18 protein-coding genes and 3 tRNA genes are annotated in these 19,291 nt (G+C 66.1%); 19 read left to right on the top strand and 2 right to left on the bottom strand.

What is annotated here, in order from left to right:
* Positions 1 to 114: 114 nt before the first annotated feature.
* The gene (locus ABT392_RS12200) at positions 115 to 1,671 is read right to left on the bottom strand and encodes a helicase HerA-like domain-containing protein (protein WP_334276111.1); all 1,557 of its coding nucleotides are present in this window, start codon (positions 1,669 to 1,671) and stop codon (positions 115 to 117) included.
* Between the two features lie 187 nt (positions 1,672 to 1,858).
* Between ABT392_RS12200 and ABT392_RS12195 the strand changes: the two genes are divergently transcribed.
* From ABT392_RS12195 to ABT392_RS12105, 19 genes are all read left to right on the top strand, one after another.
* Positions 1,859 to 2,584: a YebC/PmpR family DNA-binding transcriptional regulator gene (locus ABT392_RS12195; RefSeq protein WP_334276110.1), complete on the top strand. Its 726-nt coding sequence runs from the start codon at positions 1,859 to 1,861 to the stop codon at positions 2,582 to 2,584.
* Positions 2,585 to 2,660: 76 nt separating this feature from the next.
* A complete protein-coding gene (purD, locus tag ABT392_RS12190; protein WP_334276109.1) occupies positions 2,661 to 3,941 on the top strand; it encodes a phosphoribosylamine--glycine ligase in 1,281 nt (426 codons plus the stop codon).
* Positions 3,938 to 4,570 (top strand): 1-acyl-sn-glycerol-3-phosphate acyltransferase, encoded by a 633-nt coding sequence (locus ABT392_RS12185; protein WP_334276108.1) that lies wholly within the window; start codon positions 3,938 to 3,940, stop codon positions 4,568 to 4,570. Before purD ends, ABT392_RS12185 begins: the two co-directional genes overlap by 4 nt.
* Before the next feature lie 2 nt (positions 4,571 to 4,572).
* A complete protein-coding gene (hemF, locus tag ABT392_RS12180) occupies positions 4,573 to 5,508 on the top strand; it encodes an oxygen-dependent coproporphyrinogen oxidase (protein WP_334276107.1) in 936 nt (311 codons plus the stop codon).
* A 1-nt stretch (position 5,509) separates the two neighbouring features.
* Complete coding sequence (nadD, locus tag ABT392_RS12175) at positions 5,510 to 6,115, top strand: nicotinate-nucleotide adenylyltransferase (RefSeq protein WP_395385649.1); 606 nt, start codon at positions 5,510 to 5,512, stop codon at positions 6,113 to 6,115.
* Between the two features lie 8 nt (positions 6,116 to 6,123).
* The gene (gene rsfS / locus ABT392_RS12170; RefSeq protein WP_334276105.1) at positions 6,124 to 6,990 is read left to right on the top strand and encodes a ribosome silencing factor; all 867 of its coding nucleotides are present in this window, start codon (positions 6,124 to 6,126) and stop codon (positions 6,988 to 6,990) included.
* An 8-nt stretch (positions 6,991 to 6,998) separates the two neighbouring features.
* Positions 6,999 to 7,469 (top strand): 23S rRNA (pseudouridine(1915)-N(3))-methyltransferase RlmH, encoded by a 471-nt coding sequence (rlmH, locus tag ABT392_RS12165; protein ID WP_334276104.1) that lies wholly within the window; start codon positions 6,999 to 7,001, stop codon positions 7,467 to 7,469.
* Positions 7,466 to 8,086, top strand: a complete 621-nt coding sequence (locus ABT392_RS12160) for a Maf family protein (protein WP_334276103.1) — start codon at positions 7,466 to 7,468, stop codon at positions 8,084 to 8,086. The genes rlmH and ABT392_RS12160 overlap by 4 nt, the downstream gene beginning before the upstream one ends.
* Before the next feature lie 4 nt (positions 8,087 to 8,090).
* Positions 8,091 to 9,575, top strand: a complete 1,485-nt coding sequence (rng, locus tag ABT392_RS12155; protein WP_334276102.1) for a ribonuclease G — start codon at positions 8,091 to 8,093, stop codon at positions 9,573 to 9,575.
* A gap of 193 nt (positions 9,576 to 9,768) precedes the next feature.
* Entirely contained in the window at positions 9,769 to 11,076 is a 1,308-nt protein-coding gene (gene tolB / locus ABT392_RS12150) for a Tol-Pal system beta propeller repeat protein TolB (RefSeq protein ID WP_334276101.1), read from the top strand.
* A gap of 60 nt (positions 11,077 to 11,136) precedes the next feature.
* Positions 11,137 to 11,685 (top strand): peptidoglycan-associated lipoprotein Pal, encoded by a 549-nt coding sequence (gene pal, locus ABT392_RS12145; RefSeq protein WP_334276100.1) that lies wholly within the window; start codon positions 11,137 to 11,139, stop codon positions 11,683 to 11,685.
* Positions 11,685 to 12,461: a tol-pal system protein YbgF gene (ybgF, locus tag ABT392_RS12140; protein ID WP_395385651.1), complete on the top strand. Its 777-nt coding sequence runs from the start codon at positions 11,685 to 11,687 to the stop codon at positions 12,459 to 12,461. Before pal ends, ybgF begins: the two co-directional genes overlap by 1 nt.
* A 101-nt stretch (positions 12,462 to 12,562) precedes the next feature.
* Positions 12,563 to 13,681, top strand: coding sequence for a YeeE/YedE family protein (locus ABT392_RS12135; RefSeq protein ID WP_395385652.1), 1,119 nt, complete (start codon positions 12,563 to 12,565; stop codon positions 13,679 to 13,681).
* A 2-nt stretch (positions 13,682 to 13,683) separates the two neighbouring features.
* Positions 13,684 to 14,466 (top strand): tRNA threonylcarbamoyladenosine dehydratase, encoded by a 783-nt coding sequence (locus tag ABT392_RS12130; protein WP_395385653.1) that lies wholly within the window; start codon positions 13,684 to 13,686, stop codon positions 14,464 to 14,466.
* Between the two features lie 56 nt (positions 14,467 to 14,522).
* Positions 14,523 to 14,598: transfer RNA gene (locus tag ABT392_RS12125), tRNA-Lys, on the top strand.
* A 25-nt stretch (positions 14,599 to 14,623) separates the two neighbouring features.
* Positions 14,624 to 14,699: transfer RNA gene (locus tag ABT392_RS12120), tRNA-Lys, on the top strand.
* 25 nt (positions 14,700 to 14,724) lie between these two features.
* Positions 14,725 to 14,800, top strand: a tRNA-Lys gene (locus tag ABT392_RS12115).
* Positions 14,801 to 14,973: 173 nt separating this feature from the next.
* Positions 14,974 to 15,999, top strand: a complete 1,026-nt coding sequence (locus tag ABT392_RS12110) for a family 43 glycosylhydrolase (protein WP_395385654.1) — start codon at positions 14,974 to 14,976, stop codon at positions 15,997 to 15,999.
* 68 nt (positions 16,000 to 16,067) lie between these two features.
* Positions 16,068 to 18,461, top strand: a complete 2,394-nt coding sequence (locus ABT392_RS12105) for a glycosyl hydrolase 115 family protein (RefSeq protein ID WP_395385655.1) — start codon at positions 16,068 to 16,070, stop codon at positions 18,459 to 18,461.
* Here ABT392_RS12105 and ABT392_RS12100 read toward each other — a convergent pair.
* Positions 18,404 to 19,258 carry an alpha/beta hydrolase gene (locus ABT392_RS12100; protein WP_395385656.1) on the bottom strand — a complete coding sequence of 285 codons (855 nt, stop codon included), beginning with the start codon at positions 19,256 to 19,258 and terminating at the stop codon, positions 18,404 to 18,406. The two genes, ABT392_RS12105 and ABT392_RS12100, sit on opposite strands and share 58 nt — an antisense overlap.
* Between the last annotated feature and the right edge of the window lie 33 nt (positions 19,259 to 19,291).

Here is a 19,291-nt window from a genome sequence, read left to right as displayed (position 1 = left end):
ATTGCGTGTTGACAGGCTTGAATGCTGAGGCCCTGGTCGCCGCCCCGCCATGCGGCTGCGACCAAGGGTTCAGGCCGGGTGCGAAACGCCGCCGATGCGGCGCGAGCGGGGGCCTCAGCGGCGCCGGCTGCCTCCGCCGCCGAGGATGCTGCCGAGCACACCACGGATGATTTCTCGGCCTACCGAGGAGCCGATCGAGCGCATGGCCGACTTGGCGGCGGCTTCCGCAAGCCCTTCACGCCGGCCGCCGCGCGGGCCGGTCGAGCCGAAGAGCACGTCCTTCAGGCCGCCAAGCATGCCGCCGCCATCGTCCGTCGGGACTTGGGCAGTGCTTGGCGTGGGCATCGATGGCGGCGGAGCGGCGGGGCCGGCGCTCGGAGCCGAAGGCGCAGCCGCCGCCGGCTTGCCCTTGAGCTTCTCGTAGGCCGATTCGCGGTCCACTGCCTTCTCGTACACGCCCGCCACCAGCGAGCTCTGGATCAGGGCCTGGCGCTGCTCGGGCTTGATCGGGCCGATCTGGCTGCCCGGTGGCAGCACGAAGACCCGCTCGGTGATGCTGGGCCGGCCTTTCTCGTCCAGGAGGCTGACCAGGGCTTCGCCCACGGCCAGCTCGGTGATCGCGGTTTCGATGTCCAGCCCCGGCTTGGCCCGCATCGTTTCGGCGGCGGCCTTGACCGCCTTCTGGTCGCGCGGCGTGAAGGCGCGCAGCGCATGCTGGACCCGGTTGCCGAGCTGGCCGAGCACGGAGTCGGGAATGTCCAGCGGGTTCTGGGTCACGAAATAGACGCCGACGCCCTTGGAGCGGACCAGGCGCACAACCAGCTCGATGCGCTCGACCAGGGCCGGCGCCGCATCCTTGAAGAGCAGGTGGGCCTCATCGAAGAAGAAGACGAGCTTGGGCTTGTCCAGGTCGCCCACCTCGGGCAGGGTTTCGAACAGCTCGGAGAGCATCCACAGGAGGAAGCTGGCGTAGAGGCGCGGCGAGGCCAGCAGCTTGTCGGCGGCCAGGATGTTGATGACGCCGGCACCGCTCTCGGTCTGCATCAGGTCGGCGATGTTGAGCATCGGTTCGCCGAAGAACTTGTCGCCGCCCTGGGCGTCGATCTGCAGGAGGCCGCGCTGGATCGCGCCGATGGAAGCGGCCGAGACGTTGCCGTATTCGGTGGTGAACTGGCTGCTGTTGTCGCCCACGTACTGCAGCATGGCGCGCAGGTCTTTCAGGTCCAGCAGCAGCAGGCCGTTGTCGTCAGCGATCTTGAACACCAGTTGCAGCACGCCGGCCTGGGTTTCGTTCAGGGCCAGCATGCGTGCCAGCAAGAGTGGCCCCATGTCGGAGACCGTGGCGCGCACCGGATGGCCTTGCTCGCCGAATACATCCCACAGCGTGGTCGGGCAGGCGGCGCGGGCGGGCGGCTCGATGCCCCGTTCCTTGAGGATGGCCAGCAGCTTCTCGGAGGGCGTGCCGACCTGTGAAATGCCGGTCAGGTCGCCCTTCACGTCGGCCATGAAGACCGGCACGCCAAGCGTGCTGAAGGACTCTGCAAGCTTTTGCAGGCTGATGGTCTTGCCGGTGCCGGTGGCCCCGGTGATCAGGCCATGTCGGTTGGCCAACTGGGGCAGCAGCAGGCATTCGGTGGCGGCGTTGCGCGCCAGCAGGATTGGATCGGCCATCGGGAGAGCTCCAGATCGGGGGGCTATAGCGCTTTGCACTTCAGAGAAGACTCATATCGCCGGGGCGATGTGATGTCGGAACTAAGGCGCTTGCGGCTCAGAGAAGACTCATATCGCCGAGGCGATGTGATGTCGGAACTAAAATCGCAGTCTATCCAACCAATATGCAGGCCAGGAGCAAGCCAAGATGGCAGGTCATTCGAAGTGGGCCAATATCCAGCACCGCAAGGGTCGCCAAGACGAAAAGCGCGGCAAAGTCTGGACCCGCATCATCCGTGAAATCACCGTCGCGGCCCGTCAGGGCGGTGCCGATCTGAGCGCCAATCCGCGCCTGCGTCTGGCCATTGAAAAGGCCAAGGCCGCCAACATGCCGGCGGACCGCATCAAGTACAACGTGGACAAGGCCTCGGGCAACCTCGAGGGCGTGAGCTACGAGGAAATCCGCTACGAAGGCTATGGCATCGGCGGCGCGGCCATCATCGTGGACACGATGACGGACAACCGCGTGCGCACCGTGGCCGAAGTGCGCCACATGTTCAGCAAGTACGGCGGCAATATGGGCACCGAGGGCGCAGTGGCCTTCCAGTTCAAGCATTGCGGCCAGCTGATCTACGCGCCCGGCGCCTCGGAAGACAAGATCATGGACGTCGCGCTGGAAGCCGGTGCCGACGATGTGATCACCGATGACGACGGCGCCATCGAGGTGTTGACGCCGCCGACTCAGTTCGAAGCCGTCAAGAACGCGCTGGAAGCTGCAGGCTTCACCGCCGACGTGGCCGAAGTGACGATGCGCCCGGAAAACACGATCGAGCTGTCAGGCGAGGACGCCGAGCGCATGCAGAAGCTCCTGGACATGCTGGAAGACCTCGACGACACCCAGGCCCTGTATCACAACGCGAGCATAGAAGCATGAGCCCCCACGCAAGTTGTCACTTGCTGCCCCCCGCGGGGGCGTTCGCCCTCCTTGGGGCGGCCCTGCGGAGGTCGGCATGAAAGTTCTGGTCATTGGCAACGGCGGGCGTGAACACGCGCTGGCCTGGAAGCTCTCGCAAAGCGAGCGTGTTTCGCAGATCTATGTGGCGCCAGGCAATGGCGGCACGGCGCATGACGTCCGCTTCAAGAACGTGCCGCTGACGGACGTGAAGGCGCTGGCCGACTTCGCTGTCGAGCAGAAGATTTCGGTGACCGTCGTCGGCCCCGAGGCCTACCTGGCTGCCGGGGTGGTGGACGAATTCCGCGCGCGCGGCCTGCGCATCTTCGGCCCCACCAAGGCGGCCGCGCAGCTCGAATCGAGCAAGGCCTTCGCCAAGGACTTCATGAAGCGCCACGGCATCCCGACGGCTGCCTACGACACCTTCACCGACGCTGCGGCCGCCCACGCCTATGTGGATGCACAGGGCGCACCCATCGTCATCAAGGCCGACGGCCTGGCGGCGGGCAAGGGTGTGGTCGTCGCGATGACGCTGACCGAGGCGCATGAAGCCATCGACTGGATCCTCGCGGACAACAAGCTCGGCGTGGTGCACAACGAAGGTGGCGCGCGCGTCGTCATCGAGCAGTTCCTCGAAGGCGAGGAGGCCAGCTTCATCGTGCTGTGTGACGGCAAGAACGTGATCTCGCTGGCAACGAGCCAGGACCACAAGCGCCTGCTGGACGGCGATGCCGGCCCGAATACCGGCGGCATGGGCGCCTACTCGCCCGCACCGGTGGTCACGCCAAACGTGCATGCCAAGGTGATGCACGAGATCATCATGCCGACCATTTCCGGCATGGCCCGAGACGGCATTCCCTTCACCGGCTTCCTCTATGCCGGCCTGATGATCGACAGCCACGGCCAGCCGCGCACGGTCGAGTTCAACACCCGCATGGGCGATCCGGAAACCCAGCCCATCATGATGCGGCTCAAGAGCGACCTGCTGGAGGTGATGCTGCACGCCACGGATGGCACGCTCGACCAGGTCGAGCTGCAATGGGACCGCCGCGTGGCGCTGGGCGTGGTGCTGGCGGCCGAAGGCTATCCGCTCAACCCACGCAAGGGCGACGCGATCACCGGTCTGCCGGCTGAAACCGACAACGCCATGGTCTTCCATGCCGGTACGGCTGACAAAGACGGCACGCTCGTCACCAGCGGCGGCCGCGTGCTTTGCGTGACGGCCCTGGGCGAATCGGTGAAGACGGCGCAGCAGCATGCCTACGAGGCGCTGAGCGGCATCCAGTTCGCCGGCAAGCAGTACCGGCAGGACATCGGCCATCGGGCGGTCAAGCGTTGAGCACGACGAACCCCGAGTTGCCCCGCCTGATCGCCGGCAAGGCCGAGTTCAAGGCGCCTGGCAGCAGCATCGCGCAAGGCATTCTTCGCATGGCCGGCTGGACGCTGCGCTATGAAGGCCTGCCAGCCGGGCAGGGCGTGATCATGGTCTACCCGCACACCTCGAACTGGGATTTCATCCTCGGCGTGCTGGTCAAGTGGGCCTTCGGCATCCAGGCGCGCTGGTGGGGCAAGGACAGCCTGTTCAAGATCCCGCTGCTGGGCCCCTGGGCCCGCGGTATCGGCGGCATTCCGGTGGACCGTGCGAATGCCAGCGGCCTGGTCGGCAACACCGCAGACCAGATGAAGGCGGCGCGCGCCAACAGGGAACTTTTCTGGCTGGCCGTGGCGCCGGAGGGCACGCGCTCGCTGGTGAGCGGCTGGCGTTCGGGCTCCTACCATGTCGCCGTACAGGCGCAGGCGCCGGTGGGCCTGGCCTACTTCGACTTCGCGACCAAGACCGTGGGCCTGACCGACTTCGTCGAGCTGAGCGGCGACCCGGACAAGGACTTCGCCCTGTTCGCCAAGGTGCTGGCGCCCTATCGCGGCAAGCGGCCCGAGCTGGCCGGGCCGGTCAAGCTGAGGACCTGAGCATGGAAACCCAAGCAGTACGCAGCTATCTGCTCGACCTGCAGCAGCGCATCATTGCCGGCTTGCAGGCGGCGGATGGCGGTGAATTCATCAGCGACGGCTGGCAGCGCGAGCCCGGCGGCCGGCTCGAGGGCGATGGCGTCTCGCGCCTGATCGAGGGCGGTGCGGTGTTCGAGCGCGGCGGCTGCAATTTCTCGCATGTGCGGGGCCGGGTCTTGCCGCCGTCGGCCACCCAGCATCGCCCCGAACTTGCGGGCGCGCCTTTCGAGGCCATGGGCGTTTCGCTGGTGATCCATCCGCAGAACCCCTTTGTGCCGACGGTGCACATGAATGTGCGCATGTTTGCGGCCCTGCCGGCTGGCCGTGAGCCGGTCGTCTGGTTCGGCGGCGGCATGGACCTGACGCCGTACTACGGCTTCGAGCGTGATGCCCAGCATTTCCATCGCACCTGCCGCGAGGCGCTGGCGCCGCATGGAGCGGATCTGTTCCCGCGCTTCAAGACCTGGTGCGACGAGTACTTCTTCCTGAAGCATCGCAACGAGCCGCGCGGCGTGGGCGGCGTCTTCTTCGACGATTACGCCGAGGGCGGCTTTGAAGCGGCCTTTGCCACGATGCGCTCGGTGGGTGATGCCTTCCTGCCGGCCTATCTGCCCATCGTCGAGCGCCGCCAGGGCTATGCCTATGGTGAGCGCGAGCGCGACTTCCAGGCCTATCGGCGCGGCCGCTATGTCGAGTTCAACCTGGTGTTCGACCGCGGCACGCTGTTCGGCCTGCAGTCGGGTGGCCGCACCGAGGCCATCCTGATGTCGATGCCGCCGCTGGTGAAGTGGCGTTACGACTGGCAACCGGAAGAGGGCTCGCCCGAGGCGAAGCTTTATTCGGACTTCCTGCGCCCCCGTGACTGGGCCGACGAGCCGGCCACGCATCTGTGGCTTTGACATGCCCTTGATGCTGGCGCCGCGGGTCGGGCTGTTCGGCGGCAGCTTCGATCCGCCGCACCTGGCGCACCGGGCCTTGGCGGCCTGCGCGCTGGCCGAATTGAAGCTCGACAAACTGCTCTGGATACCCGCCGGCCAGCCCTGGCAGAAAGCTGGGCGACAATTGGCCCCGGCCGAACACCGGCGCGCCATGGTCGAGCTGATGATCGACGATGAATCGCGCTTTGAACTGGACGACTGCGAAATTCGCCGAACCGGCGCCAGCTATACGGTGGAGACCCTGCGCGAAAGAGCAGCGAATCACCCGGGCGAGCAGCTCTTCCTCATCATCGGCCAGGACCAGTACGCCCGCTTGAACACCTGGCGCGACTGGCCCGAGATCCTGCAGCGTGCCACGATTGCCGTGGCGGCCCGTGCCGGCGAAGCCATCCAGGCAGCACCGGAACTGCAGGTCACCCCCCATCAGAGCTTCAAGCTGGCATTGCCGGCCATGGAGCATTCAGCCACAGCCGTGCGTCAAAAAGTGATGCGTGGCGAGGACATCCGCCCCATGGTGGGCAACGCGGTCGCGGGTTATATTTCCCGGCACCGCCTCTACAGAGAGTGAGTCACTGAATGGACATTCGTAAGCTGCAGCGCGCCATCGTCGATGGTCTGGAAGACGTGAAGGCCCAGAACATCCAGGTCTTCAATACCGAGCATCTGTCGCCGCTGTTCGAGCGCGTGATCATTGCCTCGGGCACCAGCAACCGCCAGACCAAGGCACTGGCCTCCAGCGTGCGGGTGACGGTCAAGGAGCGCGGCATGCAGGTGATGCGCACGGAAGGTGAAGACAACGGCGAATGGATCATCGTGGACTGCGGTGCCGCCGTCGTGCACGTGATGCAGCCTGCCATCCGTGACTACTACCACCTCGAAGAAATCTGGGGCGGCAAGCCGGTCAAGCTGAAGCTGGGCGACGGCGAAGTGCGCCTGGTAAAGGCTTCCGAGCCGGAAGACGAAGCACCAGCCAAGCCTGCCAAGAAGAATGCTGGCAAGGCGCCAGCCAAGAAGACGGCACCGTCGGCAGCGCCCTCCAAGGTCACCGGCACCAAGACGGCTGCGGCCAAGAAGGCGGCTCCGGCTGCCAAGAAGGCAGCGCCTGCGGCCAAGAAGGTCGCCGCAGCCAAGCCGCCGCTGCGCAAGCCCGCAGGCAAGACGGCTGCCAAGACGCCCGCAACCCGTACACCCGCAACCCGCACGCCAGCCACGCGTACACCGGCTACCCGTACCCCCGCCGCGCGCACGCCAGCCACCCGCGTGGCGGCTGAAGCGCCGGTGAAGACGATCAAGGTCGGCGCCGCCAAGCCCGCAGCCAAGAAGGCTGCACCGGCCAAGAAGGCCGTCACCAAGACCGTGGGCCGCAAGACCGCCGTGGCGGCCAAGCCCGCAGCCAAGCCAGCAGCCAAGAAGGCAGCGCCCGCCAAGAAGTCGGCGCGCTGATTTTCCAGATGCGGCTCTGGCTTGTTGCCGTCGGCCAGCGCCAGCCGGCCTGGGCTGACACGGCCTACGAAGACTTCGCCAAGCGCTTTCCGCCCGAGCTGAAGCTCGAGCTGAAGGCGGTCAAGGCCGAGCCTCGTGGCGCCGGCAAGTCGGTCGAGCAGATGATGGCGGCCGAAGCGCAGCGCATCGAGGCTGCATTGCCCAAGGGTGTGCGCCGCATCATCCTGGATGAGCGCGGGCACCAGCGCACCACGATGCAGCTCGCCGAGAGGCTCAAACTCTGGATGGGCGAGGGGCGCGACGCGGCGCTCATCATCGGCGGGCCCGACGGCCTGCACCCCGACCTGAAGGCCACGGCCGACGAGACCCTGCGCCTGTCGGACCTGACCCTGCCTCACGCCTTCGCACGCGTCCTGCTGGCGGAAGGCCTGTACCGGGCCTGGACGGTCATGGTCAACCATCCCTACCACCGAGAATGAGCGCCTCTCCGTCAGCAACCTCCTTCGACTTTCTCTACCTGGCCTCGCAAAGCCCGCGCCGCCGCCAGCTGCTGGAGCAGATCGGTGTGAAGCTGGAGCTGCTGCTGCCCACGGCAGAGGAAGACGCTGAAGCGCTCGAAGCGGTGCTCCCCGGCGAGAAGCCCGAGGCCTATGTGCAGCGCGTGACCCAGTTGAAGCTCGACGCTGCATTGCAGCGCCTGGAGCGCCGCGGCCTGCCGCCGGCGCCGGTGCTGTGCTCGGACACGACGGTGGCCATCGACGACGACATCCTTGGCAAGCCCGTCGATGCGGCAGAAGCCCTGGCCATGCTCACGCGCCTGGCCGGCCGCCGCCACCGAGTGATCACCGGTGTCGCGGTGGGTCTGGGCGCACGCCGCGATGCGCGATTGAGCGTTTCCGAAGTCGAGTTCGCGCCGGTGTCGCAAGCGGTTCTGCAGCGCTATGTGGACGGCGGCCAGCCCTTCGGCAAGGCTGGCTCCTATGCGATCCAGAGCGAAGCCGCTGCATGGATCTCGCACATCGCCGGCTCTTACTCAGGCATCATGGGCCTGCCGCTCTTCGAGACGGCACAGTTGCTGGAACCTTGGGGTCTGTGAAGACATGGAAGACATTCTGATCAACTGGTCGCCGCAGGAAACGCGGGTGGCCGTCGTCGAGAACGGCTCGGTCCAGGAGCTGCACATCGAGCGCACGCTGGAGCGCGGCCTGGTCGGCAACATCTACTCGGGCAAGGTGGCCCGCGTGTTGCCGGGCATGCAGTCCGCCTTCATCGATATCGGCCTGGAACGCGCCGCCTTTCTTCATGTGGCCGACCTGCACGTGAACGGCAACAACCATGGCCGCGCGCCGCACAACGAGGCGGGCGTGCCAACGCCGATCGAGCGCCTGGTCTTCGAGGGCCAGGCCTTGACCGTGCAGGTGATCAAGGACCCGATAGGCACCAAGGGCGCCAGGCTTTCCAGCCAGGTCAGCATTGCCGGGCGCATGCTGGTGTTCCTGCCGCAGGACGAGCACATCGGCATCTCGCAGAAGATCGGCTCGCCCGAAACCCGCGAGCAGCTGCGTGCGCGCATGCAGGCCCTTGTGGGCAAGGCCGAGGAGGGCGGCGGCGGTGGCTTCATCCTGCGCACCAATGCCGAAGACGCGACTGACGAAGAGCTGGCGGCTGACATCGCCTATCTGCGCAAGACCTGGGCGACCATCCGCGAGCGTTCGTTCCGCTCGCCCCCGGGCACCTTGCTGCATCAGGACCTGAGCCTCGTGGAGCGCGTGCTGCGCGACCTGACGACGGACCGCACCGGCTCGATCCGCATCGACTCCAAGCTGCAGTTCGATGTGCTGCAGGGCTTTGGCGAGGTCTACATGCCGGCGGCCACGGCCAAGCTGGAGCATTACAAGGGTGAGCGACCGATCTTCGACCTGAACAATATCGATGCCGAGCTGGACCGCGCGCTGGCCCGGCGAGTGGACCTGAAGTCGGGTGGCTACCTGATCGTCGACCAGACAGAGGCGATGACGACGATCGACGTCAACACCGGCGGCTTCGTGGGTGCCCGCAATTTCGACGACACCATCTTCAAGACCAATCTCGAAGCGGCCGGCGCCATCGCGCGCCAGCTGCGCTTGAGGAACCTGGGCGGCATCATCATTGTCGACTTCATCGACATGACGCGCGAGGAGCACAAGACTTCGGTCCTGAGCGAATTCAAGAAGCAGTTGAGCCGCGACCGCACCAAGGTGACCGTGGGCGGGTTCACGCAGCTTGGCCTGGTGGAGATGACGCGCAAACGCACCCGCGAATCGCTGGCCCGCATGCTGTGCGAGCCCTGCCCGACCTGCGAAGGCCGCGGCCAGGTCAAGACGGCACGTTCGGTCTGCTACGACATCATGCGCGAGATCCTGCGCGAGGCGCGCCAGTTCTCGCCCAAGGAGTTCCGCGTCGTGGCCGCCGCCAATGTGGTCGAGATGCTGCTGGATGAGGAGAGCCAGCACCTGGCTGGCCTGTCGGATTTCATCGGCAAGCCGATTTCGCTGTCGGCCGAGCCGACCAACCAGACCGAGCACTACGACATCGTGCTGCTCTAGTGTCAGGTCCCAACTGCCAGAGTTTCCGGGTGTGCGCATTTCGCCCATGTGGACCTTGTTCCGCGAGACTTTGGCGACTCTGGGACCACCATCTTTTACAGGCATGTGCGGGGTTGCGCCGGGATGCTCTTGCGGGTGAGGCAGAATAACGGCCTCCAGGACAAGGGATATCTGCTTCGCTGCCACCCAACCCATGCGCATGCCTGACCAGTCAAACGCCGCCTCGAACACCCCGCTGACCCGCCGCAACCTGCTGGCTGCCACTGTCGCTTCCGGCCTGGCACTGCCGGCCTGGGCTCAGTTCCGCGTCGAGATCGCTGGCGTCGGCACGACGCAGATGCCGATCTCGATCCCGAGTTTCCTGAATGAATCTGTGGCCGGCCAGGCCGTTGCCGCCATCGTGCGTGCCGACCTTGAGCGCAGCGGCCAGTTCCGGGTTGTCGATGCGCCGGCAGGCCTGAGCGAAACCAGCCAACCGGCCTTCAGCGAATGGCGCGGCCGCAACGTGGACGCCGTGGCCGGCGGTTCGGCCACCCGCCTGGCGGATGGCCGCATCGACCTGCGCTTCAAGCTCTGGGATGTGGTCAAGGGTGCGGACCTGGGCGGCGAGAGCCACCTGGTTGCGCCGGACGATGTTCGCGTCGGTGCCCACCGGATAGCCGACTGGATCTATCAGAAGCTGACCGGCGAGCGCGGCGTGTTTGCCACCCGGCTGGCCTATGTCACGAAGGTTGGCTCGCGCTACAAGCTGATCATCTCGGACTCGGACGGCGAGGGCGGCCAGGAAGCGCTCACCAGCCACGAACCCATCATCTCGCCTGCATGGTCGCCGGATGGCCGTGAGGTGGCCTATGTGTCTTTCGAGGCACGCAAGGCAGTGATCTACACGCAAGACCTGTTCACCCGTGCTCGTCGCCAAGTGGCTGCCTACCGGGGCACCAACAGCGCACCCGCCTACTCGCCCGATGGCTCGCAGATCGCGATGACCTTGTCGCGCGAGGGCGGTTCTCAGCTCTTCATCGTCAATCGCACCGGCGGTGATCCGCGTCGACTGACGCAGAGCTCGGCCATCGACACCGAACCGGTGTTTTCGCCTGACGGCCGTTCAATCTATTTCGTCTCCGACCGTGGCGGCGCGCCGCAGATCTACCGCATGTCGTCCAGCGGCGGCGGCGTCGAGCGGGTCACTTTCGTCGGCGGCTACAACATCAGCCCGGACGTCAGCCCGGATGGCCGCACGCTGGCCTACATCACGCGCACGGGTGGCAACTTCAAGCTCTGCGTGATGGACCTTGCCAGCGGCACGGTCAACCAGATCACCGACACCCTCGATGACGAAAGCCCCAGCTTCTCGCCCAATGGCCGTTTGCTGGTCTATGCGACGCGCTCGGCCGGCCGTGATGTCTTGATGACCACCACGCTGGACGGCAAGATCAAGGCCAAGCTGATCGCCAGCACGGCAGACATGCGCACACCCACCTGGGGACCGTTCACCCGTTGAGTGACCGTTCCCTTTCCTCCCCAAAGTTTCAACGACGACGTACTCCTAGGAGCGAATGAAATGAAGAAGATGATGAAGCAAAGCCAAGTTCTGTTGGCGCTGTTGGCCGCCGCCGCTCTCGTGGGCTGCAGCACGCCGGTGAAGCTCGATGAGCCGCCGAAGATCGAGACCCGCACTCCGCCGCCGCCGGCCGAGGCCAAGCCTGCGACGCCCACGCCGGTCGCCGAGCCCAAGGTCCAGCGCATCGACATCGACGCCGAGCAAACCGCCGCCGTCTCCGACAAGCGCGTCATCTATTTCGACTTCGACAGCTACGTGGTCAAGGACGACTACCGCGGCGTGGTCGAAGCCCATGCCAAGCGCCTGGGTGTCTCGAAGAACGTGCGCCTGAACCTCGAAGGCCACGCCGACGAGCGCGGTGGCCGCGAGTACAACCTGGCCCTGGGCCAGAAGCGTGCCGAAGCTGTGGCCAAGTCGCTGAGCCTGCTGGGCGTGGCGGCTGACCGCGTCGAGCCGGTTTCCTTCGGCAAGGAGCGCCCCGCCGTTCAGGGCAGCACCGAAGAAGCCTGGGCCAAGAACCGCCGCGTTGAACTGATGGACAAGAAGTGATGATCCGGCGCGCATCCGCACTGGTGGCCCTCGTGGCCGCCTTCGCCTGGCTGCCCGCTCAGGCAGCCCTGTTTGCCGATGACGAGGCACGCAAGGCCGTGCTGGACCTGCGCGCCCAAGTCAAGCAGAACGACGAGGCGCAGAAGGCCAAGATCGACGCCCTCAGCGCGCAGATGAACGAGATGCTGCTGCCCCTGCGGCGCAGCATCCTCGATCTGAATGGCCAGATCGAAGCCTTGCGCTCCGAGGTGGCCAAGTTGCGCGGCCAGAACGAGCAGCTCGCCCGCGAGCTCTCGGACACGCAGCGCAAGCTGAGCGAGCAGGTACAGGCGCTCGAATCGCGCCTGCGTCCGCTGGAGCCGCAGAAGGTCACGCTCGATGGCAAGGACTTCCAGGTCGACCCGGAAGAGCGTCGCCAATACGATGCTGCGACCGGCCTCGTGAAGCGCGGCGACTTCGCCGAAGCCGAGGCTGCACTGCAGTCCTTCCTGCGACGTTATTCAGCCAGCGGCTATGCCGACTCGGTGCGCTTCTCGCTGGGCATTGCCCAGTACGGCAACCGCGACTGCAAGGACGCGATCGTCAGCTTCAAGGCCTTCATCGCCGCCGCCAAGGACCATCCTCGCGCGCCCGATGCAGCGTTGACGCTGGCCAATTGCCAGGCCGACCTGAAGGACGTGAAGGGCGCCAGGCGCAGCCTGGAAGACCTGATCAAGACCTATCCAGGCACCGAAGCGGCCAAGGCCGCCAAGGAACGCCTCGCTTCGCTGAAGTAAGCCTCGCTTCTCACTCTGCCCCGAAGCCCCGCCGGCCCTGCGCCCGCGGGGCTTTTTCATGGACGCAAGGGCTGCCGACATGGCCTCCTACAATCGCGGCCATGCAAGACATCGACATCAATGCCCTCAACACCCAGGTGCTGTGGGCCGCTTTCGCGCTGGCCACGCTGTTCGGCGTGATCGCGCAACGCAGCCACTTCTGCACCATGGGTGCGGTGTCCGACATCGTCAACATGGGCGACTGGAGCCGCATGCGCATGTGGGCCATGGCGGCCGGCGTGGTGATGCTGGGCTTCAACGGCATGGTCGCGCTGGGCTGGGTGGAGGCGAGCAAGACGGCTTACGCCGCGCCGCGCCTCCTGTGGCTCTCCTCCATCGTCGGTGGCCTGATGTTCGGCTTCGGCATGGTGCTTGCCTCGGGCTGCGGCAGCAAGACGCTGGTGCGCATCGGCGCGGGCAATCTGAAGTCGGTGGCTGTTTTCTTCGTGATGGGTGTGGCTGCGTTTGCCACCATGAAGGGCATCACGGCAGTGCTGCGCGTCGAGACTCTGGAGAAGGTGGCCGTCAACCTGGCGACCGGGCAGGACCTGCCCAGCTTGCTGGCCGCGCCGCTGGGCCTGGCCAAGACGCAGGCCGCTGCCTGGCTCGGCGGCTTGATCGGCGGCGGGCTCTTGGTCTGGGCTCTCTGGAAGCCGGAAGGTCGCAGCCTGGATGCGCTGCTCGGCGGTCTGGGCTGTGGCCTCGCGGTGGCCGGTATCTGGTGGGTCAGCGGCAAGCTGGGCCATGTGGCGGAAGACCCGAACACCTTGCAGGAAGTCTTCGTCGGCAGCGTCAATCGCGAGCGCATCGAAGGCATGAGCTTTGTGGCCCCCATCGCCTACAGCCTGGACTGGCTGATGTTCTTCAGTGACAAGAGCAAGGTCTTGACCATCGCCATCGTCAACACGCTGGGCGTGATCGTCGGCGCGGGTGCGTGGGCCCTGGTCAGCAAGAGTTTTCGCTGGGAGGGATTTCGCGGTGTCGAGGACACGGCGAATCACCTGGTCGGCGCGATTCTGATGGGCGTGGGTGGCGTGGTCGCGCTGGGCTGCACGGTGGGGCAGGGGCTGTCGGGCTTGTCCACCTTGAGCGTGGGCAGCTTCATTGCCTTGGCCTCCATCATGTGCGGTGCGGTGCTGGCACTGCGCTTCCAGATCTGGCGCGTTGAGCGCAGCGCCTGAGCATGAGCGAGCTTGTCGAGGACTACGACGCCGATCGGCGTTTCGGCGGGCTGCGCCGGCTTTATGGCCAGGCGCGCTATCAGCGCTTGCGCTCGGCGCATTTCGCCGTGGTCGGCCTGGGTGGCGTGGGCTCCTGGGCGGTTGAGGCGCTTGCGCGCTCAGGCGTTGCCGCGTTGACACTGATCGATCTCGACCAGGTGGCCGAATCGAATATCAACCGCCAGGTGCAGGCATTGGGAGCGACGGTGGGCATGTCCAAGGTCGAGGCCTTGCGCCAGCGGGTGCTCGACATCAATCCGGCCTGCCGCGTCACGCTGATCGAAGAGTTTGTCGATGAAGGGAACTGGCCCTTGCTCTTGAACGGCGTGCGTCCCGATGGCCTGATCGATGCCTGCGACCAGATCCGAGCCAAGGCCTGTCTGGCTGATTGGGCGCGGCGCGAGAAGATCGGTTTCGTCACCGTCGGCGCAGCGGGCGGCAAGCGCGCACCGCACCTGATCGAGCTGGAAGACCTGTCGGCGACAACCCATGACCCTTTGCTGGCATCGCTGCGCCAGCGCCTGCGCAAATTCAATGGTGCACCGCGCCAGGGCAAGATGGGTGTTCGCTGCGTTTTCTCACGCGAGGCGGTGCATCGTCCGGTGAGCGAAGAGGGCGAGGCCTGCGATGTGGACGGCAGCCTGAACTGTGCCGGCTATGGCTCCAGCGTCACCGTCACCGCGAGCTTTGGCATGGTGGCGGCCGCCGAATTGATGGAGACTTTTCTGCGCCCTGCCGCCAGCTAAAAACAGCTTGCTGGGCCTTTGAAAATTCGCCTATAATGTGAGGCTCTGCTGAAGGAGGGATGTTAGCTCAGTCGGTAGAGCAGCGGACTTTTAATCCGTTGGTCGCAGGTTCGAATCCTGCACATCCCACCAGTTGCATTTTGCTTTTGGGTTTCGTGGGTCCTTAGCTCAGTTGGTAGAGCAGCGGACTCTTAATCCGTTGGTCGAAGGTTCGAATCCTTCAGGGCCCACCACGAAATCTCAAGCGGACCAGAATTCGGGTCCTTAGCTCAGTTGGTAGAGCAGCGGACTCTTAATCCGTTGGTCGAAGGTTCGAATCCTTCAGGGCCCACCAAATCTCCCGAATCGTCGAAGGGACCTGCTGCAAAGCAGGTCCCTTTTGCGTTGGCCGCTTGCTTGCGCCTTTTCTTTTCGAAGCAAGCAAGCTGCTGAGTATTCGTCAGCGGCCTGCCGCAGGCTGAATGCGCGCGGCTATGGTTGCGCAGCCTCACTGTCGGTGCGCCAGCCATGCCAGCCTTGTTGTCCCTGTCGCGTTTCGTCTTCGCCTTGGTGCTTGCCAGCCTTGTGCACGTGGCAGACGCTCAGGCGCCGCGGCCTCTCTACCGCGATCCGGTCTTTGATGGCGCGGCGGATGCCGCCGTGGTCTTCAACAAGCAACGTGGCCGCTGGGAGATGTTCTACACGAACCGCCGGGCCACGCAGCGGCTGGATGATCCCAAGGACGTCAGCTGGGTGCATGGCACGCGCATCGGCATCGCCAGCACGCAAGACGGCAACACCTGGCACCGCGAGGGCGATGCCGAGTTTCCGGCGGAATGCACAGGCGGAACGCCTGAGCGCAGCACGCATTGGGCGCCGGAGATCATCGAGCACGAAGGCCGCTATCACCTCTGGCTGACCGTCGTGCCAGGCATCCATTCGCGCTGGACAGGCAGGCGCTTTCTGCAGCACCTGACCAGCACCGACCTGCGCCGCTGGCAATGTGCCGATCAACTCGAACTCGGGTCGCAGCGCATCATCGACGCCTCCGTGGTGCGGCTGGACGATGGCCGCTGGCGCCTGTGGTTCAAGGACGAGGCGCAAGGCAGCCGCCTGTTCGCGGCTGAGAGTGCAGACCTGAAGCAATGGAAGGTCCAGGGCCCGATCACCGCTGGCGCGGCCGAAGGGCCCAAGGTGTTCCGCTTCAAGGGCCAGTGGTGGCTGGTGGCCGACCTGTGGCGCGGCCTGCTGGTGATGCGCTCTGCCGATGCCGCGCAGTGGCAGGAACAACCGACAAGACTGTTGGCCGAGCCAGGCCGTCATCCCACCGATCTCGCCAAGGGCCAGCATCCGGACGTGGTCGTGATCGGCGAGCGGGCCTTCATCTTCTACTTTGTCCATCAGGGCAATGAAGCGGCGGCCTCAGGCGACGATCGCTATCACCAGCGCAGCGTGATCCAGGTGGCCGAGCTGACATTGAACGACGGCTGGCTGGCGGTGGACCGCGATGCGCCGCCGCCAGATCTGCGCCACCTGTTTGGCGCGAAGCCGTGATCCAGCGGGTTCTTGTATCGCTTCTGCTGGTGCTGACCATCGGGTCGGCAGCATTGGCGCAGCCGGTGGTGAGTACATCACCGCGGCACAGCAGCGTGGCCTTGCAGGATGCGCAAGTGCTGCATGCTGCTGACGCCGATCCACTCGAAGCCTTCGTCGCGCAAGACCTGGCCCAGGACCTGCGCCGCCTGGGGATGCGAGCAAGCGTCGGGCCGCAGGCCCGGTCCAGATCTTCGACTCTGCAGATCTGGGTTGGCACCATCGGCCGTCATCCCGCCATCGATGCGCTGGCCAATGAAGGCAAGCTCGATCTCAAGCCGCTCTCCGGCTGCTGGGAGTGCTTCACCATGGCCTTGGTGCGCCAGCCTGCGCCGGGCGTGGCCATGGTGCTGGTGATCGCCGGAGCAGACCGCCGCGGCACGGCCTACGGTGTCTACACCTTGTCGCAGGCGCTGGGCGTTTCGCCCTGGCATTGGTGGGCGGATGTGGCGCCGCTCAGGCGCGGCCCCTTGCACCTCGCCCTGCCCACGCCCCACACCGAAGGGCCCGCAGTGCGCTACCGCGGCCTCTTCATCAACGACGAGGATTGGGGCCTATTCCCCTGGGCCGCACGCACGTTCGAGCCCGAGGCTGCGACCATCGGCCCGCGCACGTATGAGCAGGTGTTCAAGCTGCTCTTGCGTCTCAAGGCCAATACCCTGTGGCCGGCCATGCACCAGGTGTCAGGCGCCTTCAATGCGCGCCCGGAGAACGCGGCGCTGGCGCAGCGTTACGGCATCGTCATGGGTTCTTCGCATGCCGAGCCCCTGCTGCGCAACAACGTGGCCGAATGGGCCGACAAACCCGAGCGCTACGACTACGCGGCCAACCCGGAAGGCGTGCGTGAGTACTGGGCCGAGCGATTGCGCAGCAACGGTCGCTTCGAGAATCTCTACACGCTGGGCATGCGCGGCATCCACGACTCGCCGATGCAGGGCGGCAGCAGCGTGGCCGTGCGCCAGGCGCTCCTGAACCAGCTGATCGCGGACCAGCGCGAACTGCTGGCCAGGCATGTGGGCCGGCCCGAGGCGCTGCCGCAGATCTTCGTGCCCTACAAGGAGGTGCTGCCGCTGATGCAGACGGCGCCGGGCCTGAAGATTCCGGACGATGTGACGCTCGTCTGGCCCGATGACAACTTCGGCTACCTCCGTCGCCTGCCTCTGGCCAGCGAAGCGCGGCGCAGCGGCGGGTCGGGCGTCTACTACCACCTGTCCTATCTCGGCGCGCCGCTGTCCTATCTCTGGCTCAGCACAACGCCGCCGGCCCTGGTCAACGAAGAGCTGGGGCGCGCCTTCGATGCCGGCGCGCAGCGCTTGTGGATGGTCAATGCCGGCGACATCAAGCCGGCCGAGCTCAACCTCAGCCATTTCTTCGACCTGGCCTGGAACCCGGGCGTGGTGCGCGCCATGGGCCAGCGGGCCTACCTGCGCGACCTGGCCGCAAGGCTTTTCGGCCCGCGGATGGCGGCATCACTGGCCGAGCTGTGGGACGGCTACTACCGGCTCAATATCGAGCGCCGCCCCGAGCACCTGCAGTACCACCTGGCCGGCGAGCGCGCAAAGCGCAGCGGCCTCGCGGCCGATGCCGTGCGCCAGCGCCTGGCTGCCTTCGCGGCCTTGCTGGAGAAACTCGATGCCTTGCGGCCCCGCGTTCCCGTCGCCCAGCGCGCCGCGTTCTTCCAGCTGGTGGACTATCCGCTGCGCGCCTCGGCCCTGGCCAATGAACGCTTCTTCGCGCTGGAGGCCTATGCCGCGCTGCGCGAGGCTGACCCCGCCCAGGCGAGCCGCCATGCCGCGCGTGCTCACCTTGCCGATCAGCGCACCAAGGCCCTGACCGCTCGCTACAACCAGGGCCGATGGGCTGGCATCCTGGCCGAGGAACCGGCCGATGGCCTGTGGCCCAACTTTCGGCTGCAGCCTGCCGTGCTGCCCGCGCCGGCGCTGAGTGCTGCCGCCCATCGTGGGCCCGATGTGACCGTGTTTGCCGTGGAGCCGCTCACGCCGGTCAACGAGACCGTGCCGCTGCCGGCCAAGGCTTCGAGCGGCTGGCAAGTTGTGCAGGGGCTCGGTCGGGGTGGCAGTGTCTTGCGAGCTCAGCAGGCCGGGGCCATCCTGGACTTGCAGGCCCGCCTGCCGCGGCCCGGCACCTGGTGCCTGCGCGTCCACCTGCTGCCCAACTATCCCGGCGACGGCGCGAGCCCCTGGCGCCTGACGCTGATGCTGGCTGATGCAGCGCCCGTTCCGCTGGAGATCGGCAGAGCGGCGCAGGACGCCGCCTGGGCCCAAGGCGTGCTGGCGAATCGCTTGAGCACCGCCACCCCGGTACAGGCGAGCGCCGGAGCCTTTGAGGCAGCCCTGCGCAGCGATCAGGCAGGCTTGCTGTTCGACGGCGCTGAACTGACCGCCGGCGCCTGCAGCCGCTGAGCCATCCACTGTGCTGCAAGCAGTGGCCACTGGGACTGCGTGCCAGCCAGCTCGCGCAGCGCGAAGCCATGCGGCGCTTCGGCGAACACATGGGCGTCCACCTGGCCGCCGGTCTGCTGCAGGGTCTTGATGAGATTCAGTGCATGGTCCACCGGCACGATGGCATCGTGCAAGGCATACGCGAGGAAAACGGGCATGCGCGGCAGGCCGTGCGGTTCGGCGGCAATGCCAATCGGCCAGGCGTCGTAGAAGGCCTGCTTCTCGGGTGGCGGATAGTCGGGCTTGCCGGCTGGCGCCTTGTAGAGCCGGTGATTGGCATTGAGCGGAGCGTAGGCGATGACTGCGCCACACGCCTGCAGCGCATGGTCCTGGCAAGCCATCACGCCGGCCAGGTGCCCGCCCGAGGAAAGACCCATGTGCAGCAGTGGCAAGGCAGGCAGCGTGGCGAGATGGTCAAGGCAGCGCAGACCATCCTGCAATGCCTGATCGGAGGGCCAAACGCCGCCTCGGCCATCATCCTGGCCGGGCAAGCGGTGCATCACGACATAGGCGTCAAGCCCCAGGCTGTTGAGCCAGCGGGCGACTTCGATGCCTTCCTTGTCATGCACAAGTTGCAGATAGCCGCCGCCGGCATAGACCAGGACTCGGCCGCGTGCCGATTCCGTGCAGTGGTACGCATGCAGCTCAAGCCGTGTGACGCGCCGGCAATGCCGGTCGGGCCATTGGCCTTCAAGGCGATTGGGTAGGCCGTCGCTCAGGGCGATCAGTTCGGCGGGCGCGGGGGCAGTTGGGTCCATGCCGGCACTCTAGGCAGTTGCGCGGCCCGCTGT

Origin of the sequence: Paucibacter sp. JuS9, from assembly GCF_044043925.2 — a bacterium.
Lineage (GTDB): Bacteria > Pseudomonadota > Gammaproteobacteria > Burkholderiales > Burkholderiaceae_C > JAUASW01.
This window is presented reverse-complemented; position numbering and strand designations above follow the sequence as displayed.